This is a genomic window from Noviherbaspirillum sp., from assembly GCF_035944575.1.
Classification (GTDB): domain Bacteria; phylum Pseudomonadota; class Gammaproteobacteria; order Burkholderiales; family Burkholderiaceae_D; genus Noviherbaspirillum.
In genome coordinates this window covers 1-26,096 of sequence record NZ_DASZBA010000159.1, presented here as the reverse complement: position 1 = coordinate 26,096, position 26,096 = coordinate 1, and the positions used below count along the sequence as shown (strand labels likewise).

The window sequence follows — 26,096 nt, the reverse complement described above, 5'->3', positions numbered from 1 at the left end:
TCCGTTTCAGCACACCTGCTTTTGGCGTCGCCAGCAGGGGAGAACTGCGCATCCCATCCCCACCCTGGCCCTCCCCTTGCAGGGGAGGGAATCCTCCGTTCTTTACTTTGCCGCTAGCGATGATGATTTAAACGCTCCTTTGCTTGTCTCTTGAGTGTGCAAGGTAAAGAACAGGCCAGTTCCCTCCCCTTAAGGGGAGGGCCAGGGTGGGGATGGGGTGGCCGTTCATCCCCTTTTAGCGACGCCAAAAGTGCCGCGGTCAAAACGGATAAAGAAGTGAAACCTGTCTGAGCCGCAGGCGAGTTTGTTTCACTTCCCGTTTCAGTGCGCCTGCTTTTGGGAACCCGCGCAGCGGGCGGCGATAACGGGGTCGCTTTTTTTGCCTTCTTTTTTGGCGAGACAAAAAAGAAGGTGGCCCGCCGGGGCCAGTCCCGGCAAGTCTCTTCGGAGAGCCGCATGCGTTGCATCACCGAAGACACTCCGCAACTCTGGATTCCCCCTTGCAGGGCGCGTCCCGGCTTGCAAGCCAGTACCGTTCTGCAGGCGGACAGCATGCTGTCCGAAACCCCTGCAAAACCCTTCGCGGGAATGACAGGTAATAGGTAGCTCGCCAGGGCCAGCACGGTCGCATACAACAAAAAAGCCAGCCGGCCCGGAAATCATGCATTCCCAAACCGGCTGGCCCGTCACATTAAACTTACTACCAACTCACTCTGCAGTCGCACTCTTCTTCGGCTCCAGCCACTTCACCGCTTCCGCCGCCTTCTTCCCGGCAAGGAAAGCATGGTCCGAGTTGTAGTATTCCCACTCGCTGTAGCGGCCATACAGCACGATGTCATGCTGCAGGAACCACTTCTTCACCACCTCCACGTTCGCGGCCCGCTCGTGGTCGTACACCACGTAGGCATACGGCATGTCGACTTCGTTGGCGGCGATGACCTTGTCGTCCTCGCGGAACATGCCGACCTTGATGCAATCCTGGATGCAGCGGTCGATCAGTTCCTGGCCCGATACCGGCAGCGGCTTGTAGGTCGGCGAGTAGGTGATTTCGCAGGTGATGCCGAAACCGCCGGGCGCGTTGCATTCCGGGCTGGCGTTACCCTGCACGAAGATGCGGTGGAAGATGGTGTTGTCTTCCGGGTAGTAGATCCAGTGCTTGTCGGTGATGTTTTCACGCGCCACGCCGAGGTTCACGCACCGTACCGAGATGTGCTTCAGTCCCTTCGCCGCTTCCCTTACTTCGTCCGGCGCTTCATCGCCGACCATCTTGACCAGTTCCGGCAACGGCATGGTGCTGATCATGTTGTCGTACTGGTAGCGGCGGCCATCGGCCAAGGTAATGGTGCGCTGCTTGGGCGAGATATGGACGACATCGGCATTGAGTTCGATCGTACCCTTGATGTGCGGGACGAAGCCGGACATCAATGCCTGGAAGCCGCCGCGCAACGGATAGCCGAAGCGGGCATTTGGCCCCATCGGCTTGCCGACCGGTTGCAGTGCGCCGTCGATGATCTCTTCCAGGTTAGGCAGCGGCACCCGTCCGCCGAGCCAGGAGGTTTCCATCTCGGTGAGCGGCACTGCCCAGATCTTGCGGTTGTACGGAATCGCGAAATGCTTGGCGATGCCCTTGCCCCATACCTGATAAATGAATTCTTCGAAGTTTGCCGGCCCCTTCTTCTCCAGCGCTGCGACCTTTGTCGACGGCAGTGTCACGCCGCCGTCGGCGCAGCAGTCGTTCGCCTTGGCGGCGGTCGGCGCGACAGCCGGTGCTGGCGCCTGCTCGGCCGGCTTGGCGCTGCCATAGCGGGCCTCGATCGCGCCCATGATGCATTCCTTGATCGTTTCCGGCGGCAGGCCGTAGAGCGCACCCTGGAACGGATAGCGGGTATAAACGTTTTTGCTGTACACCCATGCCTCGCGGTTCTGCCAGTGCACGTTCGAACCGAGAAGGATGTCGTACATCTCCAGCACGTATGGATCGTTCGAGAACATGATGTGGCCGGCATAGTCGAAGGTGAAGCCGTTGTCCTTGATCGATCTGCACCAGCCCCCGACCATCGAGTTCTTGTCGAACAGGACGGTGTCATGGCCGAGGTGATAGGCGGCGGAAAGGCCGGTCGGGCCGGCGCCGATGATGGCCGTCTTGACGTAGCGCGTCGCGCCTTGCTGGCGCAAGCCCTTGACGTTGGCGACCGCATCGACCGGCTCTTCGGCGATGCCCGCGGACTGCTGCTCCGGTAATTGCTGTTTGCGCGGCGTGGTATCCATCAGGTGGCGCATCTTCTCGACCGTCGAATCCCATGAAGTTGACGCAAGTACGCGACGCATGCCTTTGATCTTCTGTGCACGATCCTCCGGCGAGGCGAGCAACGCGGCTTCGCATGCCGCGATGAAGGAAGGCGCATCATGGGCGATCGCCACGATATCGCTATAGGCATCCGCAACGTCGGTCACCGGTGTGCTGACGATCGGCAGTTCGGCGGCCATGTATTCGAGCGTCTTGGTCGGACTGATGAATTTGGTCGACTCGTTAAGCGCAAACGGCAGCAGGCAGACATCCCAGCCGGCCAGGAATTGCGGCAGGGCCTCATAGGGCTGCTGGCCCAGGTAGTGAATGTTGGATGCCTGCGGCAGCGTGGCAGGATCGATCTTCACCACCGGACCGACCAGCACGATCTGCCATGAAGGATGGGCGGCGGCGACCTTTCCGATCAGCTCCGCATCGAAGCGCTCGTCGATGACACCGTAGAAGCCGAGACGCGGGCCAGGAATCTCCTTGTGGGCCGGGTGCGAATTGGTGCGGTCGAGCGCCTGCACGAAGTGCTTCTGGTCGACGCTGCTCGGGAAGCAATGCACGTTCGGATGACGGTCCTGCTTGGAGCGATAAAGGCTGGGGCCGCCGGTGAATACGATATCTGCCGTTTTCAAGACTGCATTCTCGCGCTGCAGCAGTTGCTTGGGTGCGTTCTTGAAAGAGGCAAGTTCATCCATGCAGTCGTACACCACGAGGCGGGGCTTCAGTTCCTGCAGGAGCGGCAACGCCATCGGCGTGTAGAACCACGTAATATGGTCCGGATAGTCGCGCACCAGTTGACGGGTCAGTTTCTGCAGATGCGGAAGTTGATCGTCGTGGAAACCGGGCATGTTCACCGGAGTATGCGGCTGGCACACCAGGATATTCGGCGCCGGCGAATAGGTTTTCATGAACGTGTCGGTGTCGTGGTGCAGCGGCTCTTCGATGAACACGATCGGATAGTGCTGCGCAAGGCGCGACAGTAGATGCTGCGGGCGCTGATACACGAAATCCCAGCGTAGATGCGAAAAAACGATGATTGCTGAAGCCATGCTATCTCCTTGCCTTGATGGCGTGTAGGGTGATTGAAAATGCGGAAATGCGTGCCGGACCGGCGACCGGCCGTGCGAGGGCGGTGTATGGGAACGAGCAGCAAATTTTTCCGGCGACACACTGCGCATGGCGCAGGACAGCGACGCATCGGAGATGACACGTGCGCTGATCGTTGTGCGGGTGATTGTGTGCTGGATCCGATGCGCTAGGAAAGGAACGCATCAGGTAATCTTCGAGTCGCGGCGACTCGTTCAGCCGCATGCGTGCGATCGCATGCTGATGCAAACGCTGCCGGCGGCTCATTCGATGTGCGCTTCCATTGCCTCTCGGCTTGCATTGATCCGCTGATGTGATGGAAGCATCGATCGTCATTTCTTCATATATCGCGTTAAGGTTGCAAACAAAATTTCCGTTGGCTGCAGCAGGAACATCTCGCTGCCATACCTGCCTTTGACTCCATGCCTCCTCGCGTTACCAAGCGTGAAAATAGTATTTTTGATAGAAAAAACTGCAACGCATCCTACGTGCCGATGCAAGAACGATGCCGATCGTTGATGGACCCTTGTCTTTTATGCTTGCGGCGGGAAATATTTCCAACTCGCAATGACCCGAACTGATAGTGAGCAGCGGATAAGCAAAGACAAAGCGACGACAGGCGGTGAGCGCACGAATGAAAAGCCATGCGCCGGCACGCACCACATGGGAAGTTACCTATGTGCTTGGACGGTTCAAAACAATTCCTCAATTCAAAATAGTTTTTATGACGTTGCAATTGACGCCGGTTCCTTGAAGGAACCCAGCACCATTTTCCAGCGACGCAGAGTGGCAATGCACCGAGTCGTCGCTCTTAAGGTCTATTCACTATACGGATTGGTCGAGGAGCCAGGATGATCTTCATCAAAGCCTTCCGTACCCATATGCTGATGCAGCGCATGCAATGCGCCGCCGGTACGCTTCATGCTTATGTACGCAGCTAGTAGCGATAGCCAGCGACATGCCGCCCCTCTTGCAAGAAGCGTCAAGCATTGCAGCCTGTGCTCATATGCATGCCCTGAGCGCATGTAAAAACTGGCAGAGCGGTGTAATCGTTACCCGAATCATGGTTGCCGAATTGGTGAACCCACAGACTTAAGAGAGACCACAAATGACTAAAATTCGTAAAGCAGTATTTCCTGTCGCCGGATTGGGCACACGTTTTTTGCCTGCCACAAAAGCTTCGCCGAAAGAAATGCTGCCCATCGTTGATAAGCCTCTTATTCAATATGCAGTCGAGGAAGCAGCCGCCGCAGGAATTACCGAAATGATTTTCGTCACCGGACGCGGCAAGCGTTCCATTGAAGATCATTTCGATAAGGCATACGAACTGGAAGCCGAATTGGCATCGCACGGCAAGCTGAAATTGCTGAAGGAAATACAGACTCTGCTGCCGAACAATCTGCATTACTCCTATGTACGCCAGAGCGAAGCGCTCGGCCTCGGCCATGCCGTGCTGTGCGCCAAGCCGCTGGTGGGCGATGAGCCTTTTGCCGTCGTGCTCGCCGATGATTTGATCGATGCCGAAGTACCGGTCCTAAAGCAAATGATCGACCTGTATGAACAGCACGCAAGTTCGGTGGTCGGTGTGCAGACCGTGCCGCTCGATCAGACATATCAATACGGGATCGTGCGTCCGCAATCGATGGGTGTGCGCATTCACCGCGTCGCGGATATCGTGGAAAAGCCACAGCCGGAGCACGCGCCGTCAACGCTCGGCGTAGTCGGCCGCTATGTCTTTACGCCGGACATTTTCGACCACCTCGAACGGATCCAGCCGGGGACCGGCGGCGAAATACAGCTTACCGATGCCATCGCGTCCTTGCTCAAAGTCGATCCCGTGCTTGCCTATGAATTCAAGGGTCATCGATATGACTGCGGCTCCAAGCTGGGCTACCTGGAAGCATCGGTAAACTTTGCGTTGAAGCATCCGGCGATCGCAGAGCAGTTCAGCGAGTTCATCGCCGGTGTGCAACGGCAGGTACAAGCGAATCCGGTCAGCACCAAGACTGCCTGAACGAGATTTTTATTGACCGGAAAAGAACCTGCATGCGGCTGCAACAGACAGACAAGCCCCGACCTTTCCAGGGTTGCTCCGGGCAGCCGCATGCAGGCAACTCTCCGATATTGGCAATGAATAACCATCATCACTTGCGCGCTGTTTCTGTCGTCCGCCCCATCCCCGGTACGCCCGGGCAAACCAAGACGATGCGCAATCTGCCGCCCGGAGCAGCGGCATGAAACGACGTTCGGCCCGTAATGATGCTTCAAGCGCGGGAATCAAGCCCGCAATGGCTGCGGCCCTGAGCGGCCCTGTCGCATCCATACTGGCCGAGCCACCGTACCGGGAGGCGCATGAAACCGGGAAAGCCGCCATGCGCGCCCATCACGATGCCGAAGCTCCCAACGGCAGTGCTCCCAACGGGACAACTTCCCGAAGCGTCACCCAGGCGGCGTGCGAAGATGAATTCAAGACGATGGTCGAGAATTCCTCCGACATCATCTCCCGTCTCGACCACAGCCTGCGTCATCTGTATGTGAATCCCGCAATCGAAAAGCTATCGACACTGCCCGCGTCCTCCTATCTCGGAAAAACAAAGGCTGAACTGGGCTTGCCGTCAAGCGTTGTCGATGCATGGGACACTGCCGCACGCGCTGCCTTCGCTACTGGCCACGAGCAGCGCCTCGACTTCGACCACAGCATAGACGGTCAGATGCGTTACTTCTCCGGCCGGGTAATTCCCGAGGTCGGCCCGAATGGGAAGATCGAATCAGTCATCGGCATTGCCTATGACGTTACCGACCGTGCCCGCGCCGAAAAGGAACGTGACGATCTGCTGGCGCGTGAGCGTACCGCCCGCATCCAGGCGGAGACCGCCGCACGGGCACGCGACGAGTTTCTGGCCATCGTTTCCCATGAACTGCGCGCACCGCTCAATGGCATACAAACCTGGGCGCATGTACTGGAAAACTATGTGAAGGAAGCGAGCAGTGCGCCGCTTGCGCAGCGTGCGCTTCAGGGAATCAAGACCGGTGTCGAACAGCAAGTGCGTTTGATCGAAGATCTGCTGGACGTCACGCGGATGATGAGCGGCAGACTGCGCCTGGTAAAGCAACCCTTCGCACTGCTTCCGATCGTGCAGGCCGCGGTGGAAAGCGTACGCGCCCACGCAACCGCCAAGCATATCGAACTGCACTGCACCTATGGCATCAACAACGAACAGGTCGAGGGCGATTCCGACCGCGTGCAGCAGATCTTGTGGAACCTGCTTTCGAACGCGGTCAAATTCACGCCGGACCACGGCGACATCTGGCTGTCCGCCACCCAATCTGGCAGCAACATCATCGTAACCATCCGGGACAACGGCATCGGTATATCGCCGGACTTCCTTCCGCATCTGTTCAACCGTTTCAGTCAGGAAGACACATCGAGCACCCGCGACCACAGCGGACTTGGCCTCGGCCTGTTCCTGGTGCGGCACCTGGTCGAACTGCATGGCGGCAAGGTCAGCGCCGAAAGTGAAGGCGAAAACAAAGGCACCACTTTTTCCGTCTATTTCCCCTTGCGCACTCCGGCCGATAAATACACGCCCGCAGTGCATTGCGAGGACGGTATCGACAACGGCCTGCCGCTGCCTTCGTTGAATGGGCTGCGCGTATTGCTTGTGGACGACCAGGAAGAAGCACGCGAATCGCTCACCATCGTGCTTACCAATGCAGGCGCGAAGGTATTCGCCGCTGAATCGGCGAAAGGCGTCATGACATGGCTGCCGACACTATCGGCCGACGAATATCCGGACGTGCTCGTATGCGACATTGCCATGCCCGGCGAAGATGGATATGCGGTATTACGCAAGATCAGGGCATGGAAAGCAGCCGACGGCACACTCCCCCTGCACCGCCTTCCCGCACTCGCCCTCACCGCCTTCGCCCAACGCGAGGACCGGATACGCGCCCTCACCGCCGGCTTCCAGATGCACGTCACCAAGCCGGTGGCACCGGAGGAATTGATCGTGGTGATCGATACGATGGTGGTGCGGGACGATTAGGCGCTGCGTCCCGCCGGGGTCAGTCACGGCCAGACTCTTCGGAGAGTCATAAGGGTTGCATCATCGAAGACACGCCGTCGCTCTGGATTTCCCCCTCGCAGCGTACGTCTCGGCTTGCAAGACCGTACCGTTTCGCAGGCGGACAGCATGCTGTCCGAAACCCCTGCAAAACACTGCGCGGGATTGACAAGTAGTATGCAATCCCAACGGCCTATGGTCAGTGGTATGAATCGCTGCTATGAAAACTGGCATCATCCTTCTTCGGCACTTCCTCATACAGCCCATACTCCTCCAGCCTGTTGTACAAGGTCTTCAAACTGATCCCGAGAATATCCGCCGCCCGCTTCTTCACCCCTCCGCACAACTCAAGCGTCGCATAAATCAGCTTGCGATCGACATCCGCAAGCGAGGTCCCCACTGGAATCGAGAGCGTCAATCCAACCGGATTTTGAGTCGTGATGACAGGCGCCAGCGCAGCCGCATCAAGCACATCATCGGAAAGAATGAATGCACGCTGCATGTAATTGCGCAGCTCACGCACATTGCCGGGCCAGTGATAATTGGCGAGACAATCCAGTCCGTCCGGCGACAACACCTTGTTTGTGCCGTGTGCCGCATTCATCTCGGCAAGGAAATGCTCCGCCAGCAACTGGACGTCTGCGCCGCGTTCGCGTAATGGAGGGATTCGCAGCGGAAATACATTGAGCCGATGATAGAGATCGAGCCTGAGCTTTCCTTCGGCTACTGCCGCTTCCGGATCGCGATTGCTGGCGGCGATCACTCGTACATCGGTATCCAGTTCCTGGTTGCTGCCGATGCGCATGAAAGAACCGGTCTCCAGAACACGCAGAAGCTTGACCTGCAGTTCGATTGGCATCTCGGTGATTTCATCCAGGAACAGCGTGCCGCCGTTGGCACGTTCGAAGTAGCCCTTGTGCTGGCGGTCCGCACCGGTGAAGCTGCCCTTCTCATGCCCGAAGATTTCACTTTCGATCAGTTGCGGCGAAATGGCGCCGCAATTGACCGGAAGAAACGGGTGTTTGCTTCGCAGACTCAGATCGTGAATGGTCTGTGCAGCCAGTTCTTTTCCCGTGCCGCTTTCGCCCAGGAGCAATACCGTCGCCTCGGTCGGAGCAACGCGGCCGATGTGGTTGTACAGCTTTTGCATGACAGGCGCGGCACCAAGCATCTGACCGAAATGGCCGAGTCGACGCAGTTCGCTGCGCAGCACGCCGATTTCTTCCTTCAGGTCGACAGTGCGCGGGATGCGTGAAAGCAAGCCCTTTAACCGCTTGAAATTGATCGGCTTGGTGAGATAGTCGGCCGCGCCGAGGCGTAAGGCCTCAACTGCGGTTTCGACGCTGGCATGGCCGGTGATCAATACGATTTCGGTCGTGGCCCGGGATTCGATGTCGTTGAACAGATCCATTCCATTGCCGTCCGGCAGTTTCAGGTCGATCAGCACGACATCCGGGCGCTGTCGCATGATCTGGATTTGAGCATCCCGTATGTTTCCGGCCATGGCCGAAGTGAAGCCTTCAGCGGAGGCGATTTCCATCAGCGCTTCGCGCGTATTGGCATCGTCGTCGACGATAAGTACATGGGGCATATTAAATATCTCTGTCTGATGTTGCGCAATGGTTGAAATCTGATGCCGCATCCGGTCGATGCACTTGGCCGCCTGAAGTTTCCACGTCTTCTCGCAGCCTCAGTGACGACAGAAGGAAATGCGATCGACAGCCTTGTCGGGGACGGTACCGAGCGCAGCGCGATTGGTCATGCATAGGGCCGCCTTCCTGAAGTGGAGAGGAACCGTTAGAACATCATGGAACAAGTTGAAGAGACATTCGGCATGTATGAACCACACACCGATAGATGCCGGATGAATGCGCATTCGATGCGCACACGGTATTGGAGCACGGGAAACCTGCAAGGTTCACCCATGACGGTGCATTGCATGAAATGGAGCTGCCGTGACCGCCTGGGTCGCTGCCGGCAGGGGTATGGATTACATCCATGGCATCTCTCCCTTGTGTTGCACGCTGCGATGCCGCTGCCATCGCGTTGCCGCGCAAATCGCCAATGTGTTTTTACCGGACGATGTTCTCCTCGCCCTTCTTTCGTGCATCCCTCGGAATACACGCCCGTTGCTTCATCGAGTCACCGTTTCGGCAATCTTATGCCGAGTCTCCCGCAGGAAAAGAAGCTTGCGGCAACATGTCCAAAGCAAGATTACCGCAATGGCACACGCACGAAATCGGCAAACGCCAAATCCTCGAAGGACTTCAATTGATTCGACTCAAATGAAGCGCAAGAAGCTTTGACGTTTGCCTTCAAGCGAACGTACATCTTTACTTCGATGTACCCGAACCGGACGTGCTGCCCGATGAGCCGCTTTGCTCAGGGGAAGTGGTGCTGCCGGTGGAAGCGCTTGAACCGGTGGTCGACGATCCGCCCGTGCCGGAAGAACCGCTGCCGGTGGTGCTGCCGGTGCCGCCCGATGAGGATGAACTCGGGTCGGAGGCACTGCTGCCTGAACCGGTTGAACCGGAGCCCGACGCGCCACCGCTGGTGCCGCCGGACGTGCTGCTGTCGCTGCTGCCAGTCGAACCGCTGCCTGTGGAACCGCTTGCGCCGGATGTGCCGCCTGCGGCAGGACTTGCACTTGAGCTCGAACCGGAGCCCGGTGTCGAACCTGATGAACCAGGCGTGCTGCCTGTGCTACCTGTGGTTCCAGTGCTGCCTGAAGCGCCGCCTGCTGAAGAACCGCCAGCCGAGGATCCGCCATCTGTAGCGCTTGGCGGAGACGTTGGCGATGTCGGCGATGCCCCTGCAGTTGTACCGGTGCCACCTGCTGCACCACCTGCGCTTCCGGTTGATCCGGCCGCGCCACTGCTTGGCGTGCTGCCGGCCGCACCTGCCGTGCTGCTATCAGCTGGCGGCGTGGTGGTTGATGGTGTGCTGGCGCTTGGTGCCGGCGTGCTGGGTGTGCTTGCCGTGCTGCTCGGGGTGGATGTCGAACCGCCGGCGCCACCTGCGGCGCCGGTACTTGGACTACCACCGGATTCCGAACCTTCACGACTACATCCAGCAAATGCCAACCCCATTAACGCGGTCACCAGGACGACCTTGGAGGTGTTGACGATTGCTTTCATGGATTTACCTTTCACTTGGAGCCGGAGCCGGAGCCGGTAGCGCCGCCTGTACCGCCTGCGCCGCCGCCTGCACCGGAAGAACCCATGCTGCCCGAACCGCCCGAACTTTGCGAGCTGCCAGGTGTGCCGCCACCGCTGGATGCGCCGGATTGGTCGCCTGCGCCACGTTGACCGCAACCAACAACCGCCAGGCTCAACACTGCAGTAACTGCCAGAACTTTAGATGCGCCGATAAGTGATTTCATAATTATTCCTTTCGATAAGTGATGTTGGCTCAAACCTTGACCATAGCAATTGCGATAAGTTTCTTAACTTATTTGCAAAAGTCGGTCTCACCTCAAACGCAGAAACTGTGCCAGCAACTTTTACTAATGAAGTGGTCGCGATTGTGTCGTTCAGGGCTCTGCATCATGCAGAATCGAAAAGGGAAACCGTAAAAATTACAGTTGAACAGTAAGCGTTACATGCAGCTGGTAAAAGATTGCATTACGGATTCTCGTCAAGTTGCTCGATGTAATTGCAAGATGATGTAGACGTTGCCCACCGTTGTGATGAAGGTCTTCCGGTTTTCGGAATGGGCGACGATCGGTATTTACTTCACGCGTCCATACACTATGTTGAAGATATGACCGTGTTGAGTTCTAAGCCACTGCCCCAATCTGCTGACATAACGCAACTGTGCGGTATGCATTCGCAAGAGATGCGTTCCTTTGTGTTGAGGAACTGAACTAACGCAAGCGACTCTTCCAACAGTGATGTAACAATCAGCGCACTCATCCCCCAGACACTCTTGCGCGGCGTCGCCAGACGCCGTGTACGGCAGAAAGCAAATCGATTCACATGGCTCTAGACCAATCGTTAAAGCGCTTTGGCATCATGTACGGTCTCTCCCCGACCATGGAGCGCTTGTACCAGCAAGTCGAACGCGTGGCTGTCACCGACGCTACCGTATTGCTGGTCGGCGAAAGTGGCACCGGCAAGGAATTGATTGCCAAGGCTATTCACCAGGTCAGCTCCCGCAGCGAGGAAACCTTCGTCGCCGTCAATTGCGGCGCGATTCCGGCCCATCTCATCGAGGCTGCGTTGTTCGGGCATGAGCGTGGCAGCTTCACCGGGGCCGTCCGTCAGCACATCGGCTATTTCGAACATGCGTCGCGCGGCACGCTGTTTCTTGACGAGATTACCGAGATGCCTGTCGACATGCAGGTCAAGCTGCTGCGCGTTCTGGAATGCGGCAGGTTTACGCGCGTCGGCGGGGACGAAGAAGTCAATGTTGATGTGAGATTGATCGCCGCTACCAATCGCGACCTCGAATCGGCGGTCAAGGACGGCCATCTGCGTGAAGACCTGATGTACCGGCTCGCGGTCTTTCCGGTACGCATTCCCCCGCTCCGCGAACGCGGTGCCGATATCGAACTCCTGGCGCAGCAGTTCCTGCAGATTCACAACGAAGAGGCGAAAACCCAGAAGACGTTTTCGCGCAGCTCGCTGGAAGTGCTGCGGTCCTACTCATGGCCGGGCAACGTGCGCGAGTTGAAAAACGTCGTGCAGCGCGCCTTCATTCTGGCCACCGACACCTTGAATCTCGAAGATTGCATCTCGGATGTCGCCAGCAAGAAACCCACCGTGCAGGACGGCTACCTGAATTTCTTCGTCGGCACGCCATTGGCCGATGCGCAGAAAGAGATCATTCTCGCGACCCTGAAGCACTACAGCGGCAACAAGCGGCTGACTGCCGAAGCGCTCGGCATCAGCCTGAAAACCTTGTATAACCGCTTGAAAGAGTACTGAGACCCGGAGAAGCTTCGCGCCTCGACGCCCCCTCCGGTTTTCACTCTTCCAGCCCGCATGCGGGACGCACTTTGCTGCCTTGTCCGTCCCGCATGCGCGCATTTCCCTTAGGCGTTAACCACCTCGCCGCCGTTCGGGTGCAGCACCTGGCCGGTCATGTAGGAACTGTCTTCCGATGCCAGGAATACATAGGCCGGGGCGATTTCGTCCGGCTGGCCGGGGCGGCCGAGCGGCACGCTACCGCCGAATTCCGCTACCGCGTCCGGCGGGAAGGTTGCCGGGATCAGCGGAGTCCATACCGGACCAGGCGCGACCGCGTTGACGAGGATTTTCTTTTCCGCGAGCTGCTGCGACAGCGACCGGGTGAACGCCACGATCGCGCCCTTGGTCGATGAATAGTCCAGCAGATGCGAGCTGCCGCGGTAAGCGGTCACCGAGGTCGTGTTAATGATGCGCGCACCTTCCTTCAGGTGCGGGAGAGCGGCGCGTACCAGGTAGAACATTGAAAAGATATTGGTGCGGAACGTCCTTTCAAGCTGCTCGTCGGTGATCTCCGCAATGCTCTCCTTTGGAAACTGCTGCGCCGCATTATTCACCAGCACATCAAGCTTGCCGAAGGACGATATTGCCGTCTCCACCAGCTTTTTGCAGAACGCGGAATCTCCTATGTCACCGGGGACGGTCACGCATTCGCGTCCCTCGGCTTCGATCAGGCGCTGGGTTTCCTTCGCGTCTTCATGCTCGTCCAGGTAACCGATGACCAGGCTTGCGCCTTCCTTGGCAAACGCGACTGCCGCCGCACGGCCGATGCCGCTGTCACCGCCGGTGATCAAGGCGATTTTCCCCTGCAGCTTGCCGCTTCCGCGGTAGGCTTTGCCGGTTGATTCCGGACGCGGCGTCATTTCCTTTTCGGAGCCGGGTTGATGATCCTGGTGCTGAGGCGGCATCGAGCTTGGTTTGTCTGTAGGCATATGCGTGTTCCTTATGGGTTCGTTGTTGGTTTCAGCTGCATGAGGGCGAGCGGGAATGACGTACCGCTCAATGTTTGGTCGTTTTCTTCTGCGACCTGCTTTTACCCGCTTTCTTCAGGGAGATGGCCACAGCCTGCTTGACCGCCTTCTTCTTGGAGGCAGGACGACTGTTGCCGATGGTGCCGTCATGTTCGTACTCATGCACCAGCTTTTTGATGTTGGACTTGACTGCGTCCTGCGATTTGCCGCTGCGTAAAGGCATGATGCGTTCTCCGATGACAAAGTTGGATTTCGCGAAGGAGTGCGTTCATTTTGGCAAACGCATTACCTCGCCGAAGCGAAGGTTTAGCAGCATTCATGCCATCGGAAATGAGAACGTGCACGGATCCTGGGCAAGAATGCACCACGAAAACCGTTACGTGGAGGGTAATGGGGAATGGCTTGATGCCGGGAATCGAGGGGCGGCTATGCGCCTGGGAGCGCATGCTTTCAAAGACGTATGCGCGACGCCGCAGGCGGCGACTCCGCCCGCGGCGATTCTTCGATGCGATGCTAGGCTGCCAGAGGCTGCATGCGCTGGTAAGCCTGCAGCAGCAGTTCGCCATCGCCTGCAGCCAGCTTCTTCGAATCGGACAAGGTTTGACGGAAAGCTCGTGCCCCCGGCATGCCGGCCATCAGGCCCAGCATATGCCGGGTAATGCTGTTCAAGCGCAGACCGCCGCCCGGTGTTCCCGCACCGTAGCGCGCAAGCTGGCTGCGGATATAAGGCAGCATCGCCTGCAGGACCTGCAGGCGCGTATTGACCGGTGCGTCGTCGCCGTAATACCGCGCATCGAACGCGGCCATCAGGTAGGGATTGTGATAGGCCTCCCTGCCGAGCATGACGCCGTCCACATGCTGCAGTTGCGCATCGATTTCCGCCAGCGTCTTGATACCACCGTTGATCAATATTTCAAGCTCGGGAAAATCGCGTTTGAGCTGGTAGGCGAACTCCGGCTTGAGCGGCGGAATCTCGCGGTTCTCTTTCGGACTGAGTCCCTCGAGGATCGCATTGCGGGCATGCACAATGAAGGTTTTGCAGCCGGCCTGTGCCACCGTACCGACGAAGTCGCGCACGAATGCATAGGATTCGGATCTGCCGATACCTATCCTGTGCTTGACGGTTACGTCGATCGCTACCGTGTCGCGCATGGCCTTCACGCAGTCGGCGACGAGTTGCGGCTCGGCCATCAGGCACGCGCCGAACGCGCCTTTCTGCACCCGCTCCGATGGACAGCCGCAGTTCAGGTTGATTTCATCGTATCCCCATTGTTCGCCGAGTTTGGCGCTTTTCGCCAGGTCGGCCGGTTCGCTGCCGCCGACCTGCAGAGCGACCGGGTGTTCTTCGTCATTGAAATCAAGATGGCGGGCCACGTCGCCGTACAGCAATGCGCCGGTGGTTACCATTTCGGTGTACAGCCAGGTATGGCGGGTGATCTGCCGGTGAAACATGCGGCAATGGCGGTCGGTCCAATCCATCATTGGCGCGACGGAGAGACGGCGGGAAGGCAATTTGGACGAATTCAAGGCAACAATATCCATCAAAGAGAGCATGCGGCAGGAATACAGATGCCCGGCCGCATGGCGGGTCAGCCGCTATTTTACCGGCACCGGTGAAAAAGCCGCTGCCCGTGTCCGGCGGGCGGCAACCCGGGACGCCGCTAAAAGGACTAACATAACAAGCCCAACCACAGAACAGGTGACGCATGCCGAACACGCCCAATACCGATCATTTCTGGATGCCTTTCACTGCCAACCGGCAATTCAAATCCAGGCCCCGCATGCTGGTCTCCGCCGCCGGGATGCACTACACCTCCGATGACAGCCGCAAGATTCTCGACGGTACTGCCGGATTGTGGTGCGTCAATGCCGGCCATGCGCATCCGAAAATCGTCGATGCCATCCAGAAGCAGGCTGCCACCATGGATTACGCGCCGCTGTTCCAGATGGGACATCCGAAAGTCTTCGAAGCGGCCAGTGCCCTGGTTGCCATCGCGCCCGAGGGCTTGAACCGGGTGTTCTTCTGCAACGACGGTTCGGAAGGCGTGGATTCGGCACTGAAGATTGCCCTCGCCTACCATCGCGTACGGGGCGACAACCTGCGGACACGCCTGATCGGTCGCGAGCGTGGCTACCACGGCGTCGGCTTCGGCGGCATCGCGGTCGGCGGCATCGCCGGCAACCGCAAGCATTTCGGTCCGACGCTGGCCGGTGTCGACCATTTGCGGCACCCGCTGGATATCGGCCGCAACGCATTCTCGCGCGGACTGCCGGAACATGGCGCCGAGATGGCCGACGAGCTGGAACAGAGGCTGATGACGCTGCATGATCCATCAACCGTGGCAGCAGTCATCGTTGAGCCGATTCAGGGCTCCACCGGGGTAATCCTGCCGCCGAAAGGGTATCTGCAAAAATTGCGCAGTATCTGCGACAGGCACGGCATCCTGCTGATTTTCGATGAAGTCATCACCGGCTTCGGCCGGCTCGGCGCGCCGTTTGCCGCCGATTTCTTCGGCGTCGTGCCCGATATGATCGTTTGCGCGAAGGGCCTGACCAATGCCGCCGTGCCCATGGGCGCGGTGATCGTGCGGCAGGATATCCATGATGCATTCATGGACGCCGCGCCCGAGAACGGGATTGAATTCTTCCACGGCTATACCTACAGCGGCCACCCCCTCGCCTCCGCCGCCATGCTCGCAACGATGGATGTGTACCGCGAAGAAGCCCTGTTCGACCGCGCTGCAAGCATGGCCCCGTACTTCGAGGACGCGGCGCATAGCCTGAAGGGCCTGCCGTATGTGAAGGACGTAAGGAACCTCGGACTGGTATGCGGTATTGAACTGGAAGGCGTGCCTGGCAAACCGACCGCGCGGGCATTCGATGTGTTCCTAAAATGCTTCTGGGAAAAGAATGTACTGATCCGCACCACCGGCGACATCATTGCGCTGTCGCCGCCGCTGATCATCGACAAGCCGCAGATCGATCAGCTGTTCGGGGCAATTGCCGACATATTGAAGAGCCAGCAATCGGTACCGGCGTCGCAGACGGCTGTCGCCTGATCAGGACGACGGAACCGGCGAAGCGCGGCGATTTGCGGAAGACCGCAGCGCCGCGATCTCGTTGAATACCAGCGCCGCCATCACCAGCCCGCCTCCCAGCAAGGTTTCCCTTGCCGGCACCTCCCCGGCGCCCAACCAGGCCCAGATCGGGCCTAGCAGCACCTCCAGCAGAGCCAGCAGCGACACCTCCGGCGCCGACAGGGATTTGGCCGCTTTTACCATCAACATGCACGGCAAACCAAGCTGAAAGAAGCCGAGCACGGCCATCAGCGCAATGTCGTGCAGCGATGCCTGCAGCGGCCACGCCAGCGGCAGCATCAGCCCCGCCGAAAATACGCTGCCGAGGAGGACCGCGGGCATGAGGTCGATGCTCTGGCCGGCTTTTTTCAGGGCGATCAGGTTGATCGCCGCTGCCACCGGCACCGCAACCGCAATCAGCATGCCGGTCAGATGCGTTCCATTGATATCGGTGATACCCGGTTTGAACATCCAGATCATGCCGATCGCCGCTGCGGCAATCGCAGCCCAGGTACGCGCCGGAATGGCCTGCTTCAACAGCAGCCACGCGAGAAAGGCGGTCAGCAGCGGCGATATGCTGAGCACGACCAAGGTATTGGCGACGGTGGTTTTGGTGAGGGCAATCATGAAGCAGACAAACATCACGCACCACATCATGCCGGACAGGATGCCGATCCAACCGAGCGAGCGCAATGCGTCCGCAGCGCGTTGCGCTCCCTGTTGCCAAAATAATGCGCCGGCCACGAAGACTGCGGAGAAAAAACTGCGCCAGAAGGTGATTTCAAAGCTGTGGGCGGCGTCGAGATGGCGCGTAACAACTCCGGCCATGCTCCACAGCGTGGGGGCGCATACCATCAGCAGGATGGCGCGCTGGTGGGTATTCAGTATGGGCATTTGTTAAAAACAATACTTTTGATGATCTTGCGGACGGGCGGAGGGGCATCCCGCCGCGCTTCCCTTGAAAGGGATGGTTGCTTGTGATTTAGTCAATCATTTTCCGCTTTATCTGATGTCCCTGCTGGAACGCGATTCCGCTACGGTAAAAAACAAGCCCGGCGTCCGCGAGGATGACCGGGCTGTGACAGCCGCACGCAGTCCGCATCACGGACCGCAACGAATGATTTACGCCGCTTCGCGCGACGCCTTCTTGCGCTCGTGTTCCTTCAGGAAGCGCTTGCGCAGACGGATGCTCTTCGGCGTGATCTCGACCAGTTCGTCGTCCTCGATGAACTCAACCGCGTATTCCAGCGTCAACTGGATAGGCGGCACCAGGCGCACCGCTTCATCGGTTCCCGACGCACGGACGTTGGTAAGCTGCTTGCCCTTGATCGGGTTCACCACCAGGTCGTTGTCGCGCGAGTGAATGCCGATGATCATGCCTTCATAGACCGGGTCATTGTGGCTGACGAACATGCGGCCGCGGTCCTGCAGCTTCCACAATGCATAGGCCACTGCCGCGCCGTCATCCTGGGAAATCAGCACGCCATTGCGACGGCCCGCCAGTTCCGGCTTGCTGGCATCGACCGGGGAGTACTCGTCGAAAATATGGCTCATCAGGCCAGTGCCGCGCGTCAGGGTCATGAATTCCGACTGGAAACCGATCAGGCCGCGGGCCGGAATACGGTATTCGAGACGAACACGGCCCTTGCCGTCCGGTTCCATGTTCTGCAGGTCGCCGCGGCGGCGGCCGAGTTCTTCCATCACGCCGCCCTGGTGGGAATCTTCCACGTCCACGGTCAGCATCTCGTATGGCTCATGCTTGACGCCGTCGATCTCCTTGAACACCACGCGCGGACGGGATACCGCCAGTTCATAGCCTTCACGGCGCATGTTTTCGAGCAGGATAGTGAGGTGGAGTTCGCCACGACCGGAAACTTCGAAGGTGGTGTCGTCCCCGGTATCGGTCACGCGCAACGCCACGTTGGCCTTCAATTCGCGGTCGAGACGATCACGGATCTGGCGGCTGGTGACGAACTTGCCTTCGCGTCCTGCGAGCGGCGAATTGTTGACCAGGAAATTCATTGTCAGCGTCGGCTCGTCGACGCGCAGCATCGGCAATGCATCCAGTGCATCAGGCGCACAGACCGTGCTGCCGATGCCTACTTCCTCGACGCCATTGATCAACACGATGTCGCCGGCGATCGCTTCGTCGACCAGAACGCGCTCCAGACCTTTGAATTTCAGGACCTGGTTGATGCGGGCCTTGATCGGCGTGGAATCGGGACCGTTCATGATGACCACATCCTGCAAAGCCTTGACGCGGCCACGGCTGATGCGGCCAATGCCAATCTTGCCGACGTAGGAAGAGTAATCGAGGGAGGAAATCTGCAGTTGCAACGGACCGTCCGGATCGTCGTCCCGTACCGGCACGTGCTGCAATACGGCGTCGAACAGCGGCTTCATCGTGCCTTCGCGGTTCGCCGGATCGAGGCTCGCATAGCCATTCAGTGCGGAGGCGTAGACGACAGGAAAATCAAGCTGTTCTTCCGTTGCGCCGAGCTTGTCGAACAATTCGAATGTCGCGTTGATCACCCAGTCAGGCCGTGCGCCCGGACGGTCGATCTTGTTGACGACGACGATGGGCTTCAGGCCGAGCGCAAGCGCCTTGCGTGTCACGAAGCGGGTCTGCGGCATCGGGCCTTCCACCGCATCCACCAGCAGCAGCACGCTGTCGACCATGGACAGCACGCGCTCCACTTCGCCGCCGAAGTCGGCGTGACCCGGGGTGTCGACGATGTTGATGTGCGTCCCTTCGTATTCGACCGCGCAGTTCTTTGCCAGAATCGTGATGCCGCGCTCTTTTTCCAGGTCGTTAGAGTCCATCACACGGGTATCGACTTGCTGGTTCTCGCGGAAGGTGCCGGACTGGCGCAGCAACTGGTCGACCAGCGTCGTCTTTCCGTGGTCAACGTGGGCGATGATGGCGATGTTGCGCAGGGCGCGTTTGGAGTTTGACATGGTGTTGGTTGGCTGGATGCGGAAAACCCAAAAGTATAGCATGCTGCGCCGCATTAAAATCGAAAACGCCTGATATTTCAAGGAGTTGCTTTCCGCTCATGGACGGGCAGCATGCGCTATGGAAACGGGCTCTATTTCCTGATGCGTTGTCGAATTGCTGTTAGGCGACGATGAGGCGTTCCGGTGCAAGTACGCCGAATTCCATGAGTTGCGCTGTTCCCAGCAGCTTGCCATCGGATGCTCGGTAGACACGCATGCGTTCCCGTTGATTGGGCAAATGAACGTTTTCCTTGCCGAGCGCAAGGCGCTGGCCGTGGAGAAATCTCCTGGCCAGCTCATCCGTCAGGGACAGCGGCGAAAACGTTGATAATAAAGTATCGACCGGTGCAAGTAAGCCGGCACGTTGTTCCTGCGAGGTGGCCTCAATGGACTCCAGCGTATTCGCGCCCTCTACCCGCAGCGCGCCGACCCCGGTCCTTCGCAGCGCCTTCAAATGCCCGCCGCAGCCGAGCACTTCGCCGATGTCCTCGCCAAGTACACGAATATAGGTTCCTTTGGAACAGGACACCCGGATCGTCAGGTACGGCGCCTTGTAGTCGATGCACTCCAGGGAATGGATGGTGACCGCTCTCGCCTCGCGCTCCAGCGTGATGCCAGCACGCGCATATTCATACAACGGCCTGCCTTCTCGTTTCAATGCCGAATACATCGGCGGCACCTGCCGGATGTCGCCGCGGAATTGCGCCAGCGCTGCGTCAATCTTCGCTGCCGTGACATTGACATCACAAACCCGCAGGCGCTCGCCCTCGGTGTCACCGGTGGAAGTAACGATACCGAGGTGTATCACCGCATCATACGTCTTGCTTGCATCGAGCAGGTCTTGCGCGAACTTGGTCGCTTCGCCGAAGCAAAGCGGTAAAAGACCGGTAGCGAAAGGGTCCAGCGTGCCGGTATGCCCGGCTTTCTGCGCATTCAGCAGCCGCTTTGCCTTGATCAGCACATCGTTGCTGGAATGGCCTGCGGATTTATCAAGCAGCAGTACGCCGTGCAGCGGCAGACGGATTTTCTTGGTTGATAAGGTCATGACGGAAGATGCAGGCGACATACGGCAACAAATTTACTCAAATCAGTCGTCCGCATCCTTGGCCCGTGTCGCGTTGGCCTGATCGATCAATTTTGACAGCTCGATGCCGCGTGCAGTCGAGGCGTCATGGACGAAATGCAGTTCCGGCGTTGCATGTATCGTCAACCGGCGACCGAGCTGGCCGCGAATAAAGCCCGCTGCTGCCCGAAGCCCGGCAACCGCGTTTTGCACCGCTTCGGGCGTGTCGTTGAGCATGGTGAAAAACACCTTCGCGTGCGCATAGTCGGGAGTGACCTGCACTTCAGTGATCGTGATCATCCCTACTCGCGGATCTTTTAATTCATAGGCGATGATTTCGGCGAGATCGCGCTGGATCTGGTCGGCGACGCGAACGCCGCGACCGGGGATGGACTTGCTATGTTTAGCCATAATGGTGAACCTTGAAACATCGTAGCCCGGATGAAGCACTTGGCTCCACCCGGGCTACAAAAGTTGCGCCGCGCGATTTTATCGACGCCTTACAGCGTACGTGCGACTTCCTGGACTTCGAACACTTCGAGCTGATCGCCCTCTTTGATGTCGTTAAAGTTCTTCAGCGACAAACCGCATTCGAAACCGGCTTTCACTTCCTTGACGTCGTCCTTGAAGCGCTTCAGCGAATCGAGTTCGCCGGTCCAGACGACCACGTTGTTGCGCAACAGGCGAACCGAGGAACCGCGCCGGACCAGACCGTCGAGCACGTAACAGCCGGCGATCGCGCCGATCTTGCTTACCAGGAAAACCTGACGGATCTCGACCAGGCCCAGAGCCTGTTCGCGCTTCTCCGGTGCAAGCATGCCGGACATGGCTGCCTTGATCTCATCCACCGCATCGTAAATGATGTTGTAGTAGCGGATGTCGATGCCGCTTGTTTCGGCCAGCTTGCGAGCGGATGCATCGGCACGGGTGTTGAAGCCGATGATGACCGCTTTGGATGCCACCGCGAGGTTGACATCGGATTCGCTGATGCCGCCAACGGCAGCATGCACCACCTGTACCCGCACTTCGCTCGTCGACAGCTTTTGCATTGCATGCACCAGCGCTTCCTGCGAACCCTGCACGTCGGCCTTGATGATCATCGGCAGGTTCTTGACCTCGCCTTCGGCCATCTGCTCGAACATGTTCTCCAGCTTTGCGGCCTGCTGCTTCGCCAACTTCACGTCGCGGAATTTACCCTGGCGGAACAAGGCAATCTCACGCGCCTTCCGCTCATCCGCCATCACCATCACTTCTTCACCGGCGGCCGGCACTTCGGTCAAGCCTTGGATTTCGACAGGAATCGACGGGCCGGCTTCCGAAATGCTCTTGCCGTTTTCGTCCAGCATCGCACGCACCCGTCCATAGGACGAGCCTGCCAATACCACATCGCCGCGTTTCAACGTGCCGGACTGAACCAGCACGGTTGCAACCGGTCCGCGGCCCTTGTCGAGCTTCGCTTCGATGACGAGGCCCTTTGCATGTGCATCCACCGGCGCTTTCAATTCCAGCACCTCGGCCTGCAGCAGCACGTTTTCCAGCAACGCGTCGATGCCTTCGCCAGTCTTGGCTGATACAGGAATAAACGGTGACTCGCCGCCGTATTCTTCGGGCACCACCTGCTCGGCAACCAGTTCCTGCTTTACCCTGTCGAGGTTCGCCCCCTGTTTATCGATCTTGTTGATTGCGACGACGATAGGCACGCCAGCAGCCTTTGCGTGCGCAATCGCTTCCTTCGTTTGCGGCATGACGCCGTCATCCGCAGCAACAACGAGAATGACGATGTCGGTTGCCTTCGCGCCACGGGCACGCATCGCTGTAAACGCTTCGTGACCCGGCGTATCGAGGAAGGTAATGATGCCGCGTGGCGTCTCGACGTGATATGCGCCGATATGCTGTGTAATGCCGCCCGCTTCGCCGGCTGCAACCTTGGCACGCCGGATCGAGTCCAGCAGCGAGGTCTTGCCGTGATCGACGTGGCCCATCACGGTTACCACTGGTGCACGCGGCAGTTCTTCCGCATCCGCATGCGCACCGCTTTCTTCCAGCAACGCCTCCGGATCGTCCAACTTGGCGGCATAAGCCTTGTGGCCCATTTCCTCGACCAGGATCATTGCCGTTTCCTGATCAAGCACCTGGTTGATGGTGACCATCTGGCCAAGCTTCATCAAATGCTTGATAACCTCCGACGCCTTTACGGACATCTTGTGCGCCAGTTCCGCTACGGTAATTGTCTCGGGAACATGCACATCCTTGATCACGGCTTCGGTTGGCGCCTGGAAGTTGCTTTCACGCTGATCGTCACCATGCGACGAGCGTCGGCCTTTCGGACCGCTGCGCCATCCATCGCGACCAGTCGTGCCGGGTGCGCCGGCGCCACGGGTTTTGATCGCGTTACGCTTCTTGGCATCGTCCTGCCATGTGGATGCCACATTTGCCGACTTGATCGATTTCTTGTCGCCGACGGCCGGTTTCTTGTCATCCTTCTTGTCTGCAGGCTTCTTGTCCGCAGGCTTATGCAAGGTTCCTTCCGCCGCCTTCGCTGCGGCAGGTGCTGGCGCAGGTGCCGGTTCCGGGGCCTTCATCACCTTGCGCGGGGCACTCATCATGGCCTTGATCTGGGCAACTTCGTCGGCTACCGCCTTGCGTGCCAACTCTGTCGCCGCAGCCCGTTCCGCAGCTTTTTTTGCCTCCAGCTGGGCAGCTTTCTTCTTTTCCTCTTCTGCTGCAGCGCGCTGCTGGGCCTCGGCCGCTGAAGCCGTCGCGGCCGACTCGGCTTTCGCTCTTGCCGCAGCCTCCTTCTGTTCAGCCAATTTCGCTTCCTGCATTGCCTTCGCTTGAGCTTCCTTCTCGGCTTCGAGCTTGGCCAGCCGCTCCTGCTTTTCACGCAGATCGGCTTCCTGTCGAGCGATCAGCTCCGCCTGGCGACGCGCCTCTTCGGCCCGCCGTGCCATTTCCGCTTCGTCAATCACCGGCGCGACAGGCGCCTCGACAGGGGGAGGTGCCTCGGCAATCGGCTCATCGCGTTTGATGAACGTACGTTTCTTGCGCACCTCCACCTGAATGGTGCGCGATTTGCCACTCGCATCGGCCTGCTTGATCTCCGTCGTTTCCTTGCGTGTCAGCGTGATCTTGCGCTTTTCGCCCTCCGGCGCGACGCCATGTGCACGACGCAAATGGGTCAACAGCTTGTCCTTGTCGTCCTTGGACAGCGGGTCCGACGTCGAACTCTTTTCGACGCCCGCCGCACGCAGCTGGGTCAACAGCAGATCGGCCGGCATCTTCAGTTCGGTGGCAAATTGGGCTACGTTGTTACTCGCCATTCAGTCCTCTTTTCTATGTGACACGACAAATGATAACGATGCGGATTGCATGCGGATCACTTCACCGCTGCGAGATCCCAAGCCTTGGCCTGCAGGGCCTTGGCACGATCATCGTATTTGGCGTCTATGAGCCTCATCTCGTCGTCGGTCACATCTTCAAATTCATTGTCAATCAGTTGACGGGCGCGCTCCACAGGCAATGCCAGGATGGCGCCGAATTCGTCATACGCAAGCCCGGCAAATGCTTCCACCGTCTTGATGCCTGCAAGTCCAAGCTTGCCGGCGGTAACGCGATCTATTCCTTCAAGATTAACCAGGGCGTCTTCCATGCCCTCCAATCCTTCTTCGGAGGCGATCGCTTCGGTCACCAATGCATCGCGGGCACGGCTGCGCAATTCATTGACCGTATCCTCGTCGAACGCCTCAATGTCCAGCATTTCGTTGATCGGCACGTATGCGATCTCTTCAAGGCTGGCGAAACCTTCTTCCACCAGGATATCGGCAACCTCCTGATCGACGTCCAGTTTTTCCATGAACAGGGCACGCACCGCGGCTGTTTCCGCTGCAGATTTATCAGCCGATTCTTCCGCGGTCATGATATTGATCTGCCAGCCGGTCAATTCCGATGCCAAGCGGACGTTTTGCCCGCCGCGACCGATCGATATAGCCAAATTCTCTTCGTCAACCACCACATCCATCGCATGTTTTTCCTCGTCGACGACGATGGAAGAGACATTCGCAGGTGCCAGCGCACCGATAACGAACTGCGCCGGATCTTCGGACCACAACACGATGTCAACGCGTTCACCGCCGAGTTCACCGGTCACGGCCTGCACACGCGATCCGCGCATCCCGACACAGGTACCAATCGGATCAATGCGCTTGTCATTGGTAAATACGGCAATCTTCGCGCGTATGCCCGGATCACGCGCCGCCGACTTAATTACGAGCAAACCTTGTTCGATCTCCGGCACTTCCAGCTCGAACAGCTTCATGATGAACTCCGGCGCCGTACGCGACAGGATGACCTGCGGCCCACGGGCATTACGATCGATGCGCAGAATGAAGGCCCTCACCCGGTCTCCAATCCGCAGATTTTCTTTTGGAATCATCTGATCGCGTGGCAAACGCGCTTCGATTTTTCCAGATTCCACAATTGCATCGCCGCGTTCCATCCGCTTGATCGTACCGGTGACCAGGGCATCGCCGCGCTCCAGGAAGTCAGCCAGGATCTGTTCACGCTCGGCGTCGCGTATGCGTTGCAAAACCACCTGCTTGGTGTCCTGAGCGAAACGGCGGCCGAAATCAACGGATTCAATCGGTTCTTCGATGTAATCGTCGACCTCGATATCGGGAATCTGTTCCTTTGCCTCGAAATGCAGCACTTCCTGGTCCGGCAACTGGAGCCCAGCTTCGTCCGGCACTACGTGCCAACGACGGAACGATTCGAACTCTCCCGTCTCACGATCGATGGAGACGCGCACATCCACCTCGCCTTCGTAGCGCTTTTTGGTCGCCTGTGCCAGCGCGTGTTCGAGCGCCCCGAAGACGATCTCCTTATCGACGTTTTTCTCACGTGCCAGCGCATCGACCAGCAACAATACTTCGCGACTCATGCTTTGCGACTCCTAAAATCCACTTTCGGCACCAGGCGTGCCTTATCAACGTCAGCGAGCGTAAACTCCAGCATCGCCGGCCCATCTTTTCCTTCGAACTCAAGCTTCAGTTTGTCGCCTTCCGGGGCATGCAAAATACCTTGAAACGATTTGCGGTTGGCGGCGCCTGGCATCGCCATGCGCAGCTTGACGACAGCTTCTTGCCCGGCAAAGCGCGTATAGTCAGCTATTTTCTTGAGCGGCCGGTCGAGGCCTGGCGACGAAATTTCCAGCCTTTCGTACTGCGCGTTTTCCACTGTCAGCAAATGCGACAACTGATGGCTGACTTTTTCGCAGTCTTCCACCGTGATGCGGTCTTCCTCGGCAGCGTCCGGGCCTACGTCGATGTAAACACGGACCAACCCATGAGCGCCGTGCTCCAGATCGACCAGTTCATAGCCCATGCCGACCACGGTTTTTTCAATCAAGTCCCACAACCGCAAGGTGATTCTCCGTCTAACTTTGGCCAAAAACGCAATTCCCTGCGGCAATGCGTTTAACAAAAAAAAAATGGGCATCTGCCCATCTTTTTATAATCAATCGCTACCGGCTTCCGCATCCGCGCCGAAGGTCTTGGCTAACTTCAGCCGCAATAGCTAT

The 26,096-nt window shown here is 58.4% G+C and carries 18 protein-coding genes; 5 read left to right on the top strand and 13 right to left on the bottom strand.

Annotated elements, in window-relative coordinates; translation table 11 throughout:
* Nucleotides 1-708 precede the first annotated feature (708 nt).
* The gene (locus tag VGU61_RS11595; protein ID WP_326859283.1) at nt 709-3,345 is read right to left on the bottom strand and encodes an NAD(P)-binding protein; all 2,637 of its coding nucleotides are present in this window, start codon (nt 3,343-3,345) and stop codon (nt 709-711) included.
* A gap of 1,145 nt (nt 3,346-4,490) precedes the next feature.
* Between VGU61_RS11595 and galU the strand changes: the two genes are divergently transcribed.
* Nucleotides 4,491-5,396, top strand: coding sequence for a UTP--glucose-1-phosphate uridylyltransferase GalU (galU, locus tag VGU61_RS11590; RefSeq protein ID WP_326859282.1), 906 nt, complete (start codon nt 4,491-4,493; stop codon nt 5,394-5,396).
* Between the two features lie 220 nt (nt 5,397-5,616).
* Nucleotides 5,617-7,428 carry a hybrid sensor histidine kinase/response regulator gene (locus tag VGU61_RS11585; protein WP_326859281.1) on the top strand — a complete coding sequence of 604 codons (1,812 nt, stop codon included), beginning with the start codon at nt 5,617-5,619 and terminating at the stop codon, nt 7,426-7,428.
* 217 nt (nt 7,429-7,645) lie between these two features.
* Here VGU61_RS11585 and VGU61_RS11580 read toward each other — a convergent pair whose 3' ends face one another.
* Nucleotides 7,646-9,037 (bottom strand): sigma-54 dependent transcriptional regulator, encoded by a 1,392-nt coding sequence (locus VGU61_RS11580; protein ID WP_326859280.1) that lies wholly within the window; start codon nt 9,035-9,037, stop codon nt 7,646-7,648.
* A gap of 767 nt (nt 9,038-9,804) precedes the next feature.
* On the opposite strand from VGU61_RS11580, the gene VGU61_RS11575 reads away from it, so the two are divergent.
* The gene (locus tag VGU61_RS11575; protein WP_326859279.1) at nt 9,805-10,623 is read left to right on the top strand and encodes a hypothetical protein; all 819 of its coding nucleotides are present in this window, start codon (nt 9,805-9,807) and stop codon (nt 10,621-10,623) included.
* Here the strand turns inward: VGU61_RS11575 and VGU61_RS11570 are convergent.
* Entirely contained in the window at nt 10,595-10,828 is a 234-nt protein-coding gene (locus VGU61_RS11570) for a hypothetical protein (RefSeq protein ID WP_326859278.1), read from the bottom strand. The two genes, VGU61_RS11575 and VGU61_RS11570, sit on opposite strands and share 29 nt — an antisense overlap.
* A 595-nt stretch (nt 10,829-11,423) precedes the next feature.
* Here VGU61_RS11570 and VGU61_RS11565 point away from each other — a divergent pair.
* Nucleotides 11,424-12,374: a sigma-54 dependent transcriptional regulator gene (locus VGU61_RS11565; protein WP_326859277.1), complete on the top strand. Its 951-nt coding sequence runs from the start codon at nt 11,424-11,426 to the stop codon at nt 12,372-12,374.
* A gap of 107 nt (nt 12,375-12,481) precedes the next feature.
* On the opposite strand, the gene VGU61_RS11560 is transcribed toward VGU61_RS11565, so the two are convergent.
* From VGU61_RS11560 to dusA, 3 genes are all read right to left on the bottom strand, one after another.
* A complete protein-coding gene (locus VGU61_RS11560) occupies nt 12,482-13,345 on the bottom strand; it encodes an SDR family oxidoreductase (protein WP_326859276.1) in 864 nt (287 codons plus the stop codon).
* A 67-nt stretch (nt 13,346-13,412) separates the two neighbouring features.
* Complete coding sequence (locus VGU61_RS11555; protein WP_326859275.1) at nt 13,413-13,607, bottom strand: hypothetical protein; 195 nt, start codon at nt 13,605-13,607, stop codon at nt 13,413-13,415.
* Between the two features lie 290 nt (nt 13,608-13,897).
* Nucleotides 13,898-14,926 (bottom strand): tRNA dihydrouridine(20/20a) synthase DusA, encoded by a 1,029-nt coding sequence (gene dusA / locus VGU61_RS11550; RefSeq protein ID WP_326859285.1) that lies wholly within the window; start codon nt 14,924-14,926, stop codon nt 13,898-13,900.
* A gap of 164 nt (nt 14,927-15,090) precedes the next feature.
* Here dusA and VGU61_RS11545 point away from each other — a divergent pair, with 164 nt between their 5' ends.
* Complete coding sequence (locus VGU61_RS11545) at nt 15,091-16,443, top strand: aspartate aminotransferase family protein (RefSeq protein ID WP_326859274.1); 1,353 nt, start codon at nt 15,091-15,093, stop codon at nt 16,441-16,443.
* Here VGU61_RS11545 and VGU61_RS11540 read toward each other — a convergent pair whose 3' ends face one another.
* From VGU61_RS11540 to rimP, 7 genes are all read right to left on the bottom strand, one after another.
* Complete coding sequence (locus tag VGU61_RS11540; protein ID WP_326859273.1) at nt 16,444-17,355, bottom strand: DMT family transporter; 912 nt, start codon at nt 17,353-17,355, stop codon at nt 16,444-16,446.
* 228 nt (nt 17,356-17,583) lie between these two features.
* Nucleotides 17,584-19,419, bottom strand: a complete 1,836-nt coding sequence (gene typA / locus VGU61_RS11535) for a translational GTPase TypA (RefSeq protein ID WP_326859272.1) — start codon at nt 19,417-19,419, stop codon at nt 17,584-17,586.
* A gap of 160 nt (nt 19,420-19,579) precedes the next feature.
* Nucleotides 19,580-20,503 carry a tRNA pseudouridine(55) synthase TruB gene (gene truB, locus VGU61_RS11530; RefSeq protein ID WP_326859271.1) on the bottom strand — a complete coding sequence of 308 codons (924 nt, stop codon included), beginning with the start codon at nt 20,501-20,503 and terminating at the stop codon, nt 19,580-19,582.
* Nucleotides 20,504-20,545: 42 nt separating this feature from the next.
* Nucleotides 20,546-20,932 (bottom strand): 30S ribosome-binding factor RbfA, encoded by a 387-nt coding sequence (gene rbfA / locus VGU61_RS11525; protein WP_326859270.1) that lies wholly within the window; start codon nt 20,930-20,932, stop codon nt 20,546-20,548.
* An 89-nt stretch (nt 20,933-21,021) separates the two neighbouring features.
* Nucleotides 21,022-23,841 (bottom strand): translation initiation factor IF-2, encoded by a 2,820-nt coding sequence (gene infB, locus VGU61_RS11520; RefSeq protein WP_326859269.1) that lies wholly within the window; start codon nt 23,839-23,841, stop codon nt 21,022-21,024.
* A gap of 56 nt (nt 23,842-23,897) precedes the next feature.
* Entirely contained in the window at nt 23,898-25,457 is a 1,560-nt protein-coding gene (gene nusA, locus VGU61_RS11515; protein WP_326859268.1) for a transcription termination factor NusA, read from the bottom strand.
* The gene (rimP, locus tag VGU61_RS11510) at nt 25,454-25,939 is read right to left on the bottom strand and encodes a ribosome maturation factor RimP (protein ID WP_326859284.1); all 486 of its coding nucleotides are present in this window, start codon (nt 25,937-25,939) and stop codon (nt 25,454-25,456) included. The genes nusA and rimP overlap by 4 nt, the downstream gene beginning before the upstream one ends.
* Between the last annotated feature and the right edge of the window lie 157 nt (nt 25,940-26,096).

Coding starts and splice junctions, on each gene's coding strand:
- VGU61_RS11595 (WP_326859283.1), bottom strand. CDS start 3,345: ATGGCTTCAGCAATCATCGTTTTTTCGCATCTACGCTGGGATTTCGTG.
- galU (WP_326859282.1), top strand. CDS start 4,491: ATGACTAAAATTCGTAAAGCAGTATTTCCTGTCGCCGGATTGGGCACA.
- VGU61_RS11585 (WP_326859281.1), top strand. CDS start 5,617: ATGAAACGACGTTCGGCCCGTAATGATGCTTCAAGCGCGGGAATCAAG.
- VGU61_RS11580 (WP_326859280.1), bottom strand. CDS start 9,037: ATGCCCCATGTACTTATCGTCGACGACGATGCCAATACGCGCGAAGCG.
- VGU61_RS11570 (WP_326859278.1), bottom strand. CDS start 10,828: ATGAAATCACTTATCGGCGCATCTAAAGTTCTGGCAGTTACTGCAGTG.
- VGU61_RS11565 (WP_326859277.1), top strand. CDS start 11,424: ATGGCTCTAGACCAATCGTTAAAGCGCTTTGGCATCATGTACGGTCTC.
- VGU61_RS11560 (WP_326859276.1), bottom strand. CDS start 13,345: ATGCCTACAGACAAACCAAGCTCGATGCCGCCTCAGCACCAGGATCAT.
- VGU61_RS11555 (WP_326859275.1), bottom strand. CDS start 13,607: ATGCCTTTACGCAGCGGCAAATCGCAGGACGCAGTCAAGTCCAACATC.
- dusA (WP_326859285.1), bottom strand. CDS start 14,926: ATGGATATTGTTGCCTTGAATTCGTCCAAATTGCCTTCCCGCCGTCTC.
- VGU61_RS11545 (WP_326859274.1), top strand. CDS start 15,091: ATGCCGAACACGCCCAATACCGATCATTTCTGGATGCCTTTCACTGCC.
- VGU61_RS11540 (WP_326859273.1), bottom strand. CDS start 17,355: ATGCCCATACTGAATACCCACCAGCGCGCCATCCTGCTGATGGTATGC.
- typA (WP_326859272.1), bottom strand. CDS start 19,419: ATGTCAAACTCCAAACGCGCCCTGCGCAACATCGCCATCATCGCCCAC.
- truB (WP_326859271.1), bottom strand. CDS start 20,503: ATGACCTTATCAACCAAGAAAATCCGTCTGCCGCTGCACGGCGTACTG.
- rbfA (WP_326859270.1), bottom strand. CDS start 20,932: ATGGCTAAACATAGCAAGTCCATCCCCGGTCGCGGCGTTCGCGTCGCC.
- infB (WP_326859269.1), bottom strand. CDS start 23,841: ATGGCGAGTAACAACGTAGCCCAATTTGCCACCGAACTGAAGATGCCG.
- nusA (WP_326859268.1), bottom strand. CDS start 25,457: ATGAGTCGCGAAGTATTGTTGCTGGTCGATGCGCTGGCACGTGAGAAA.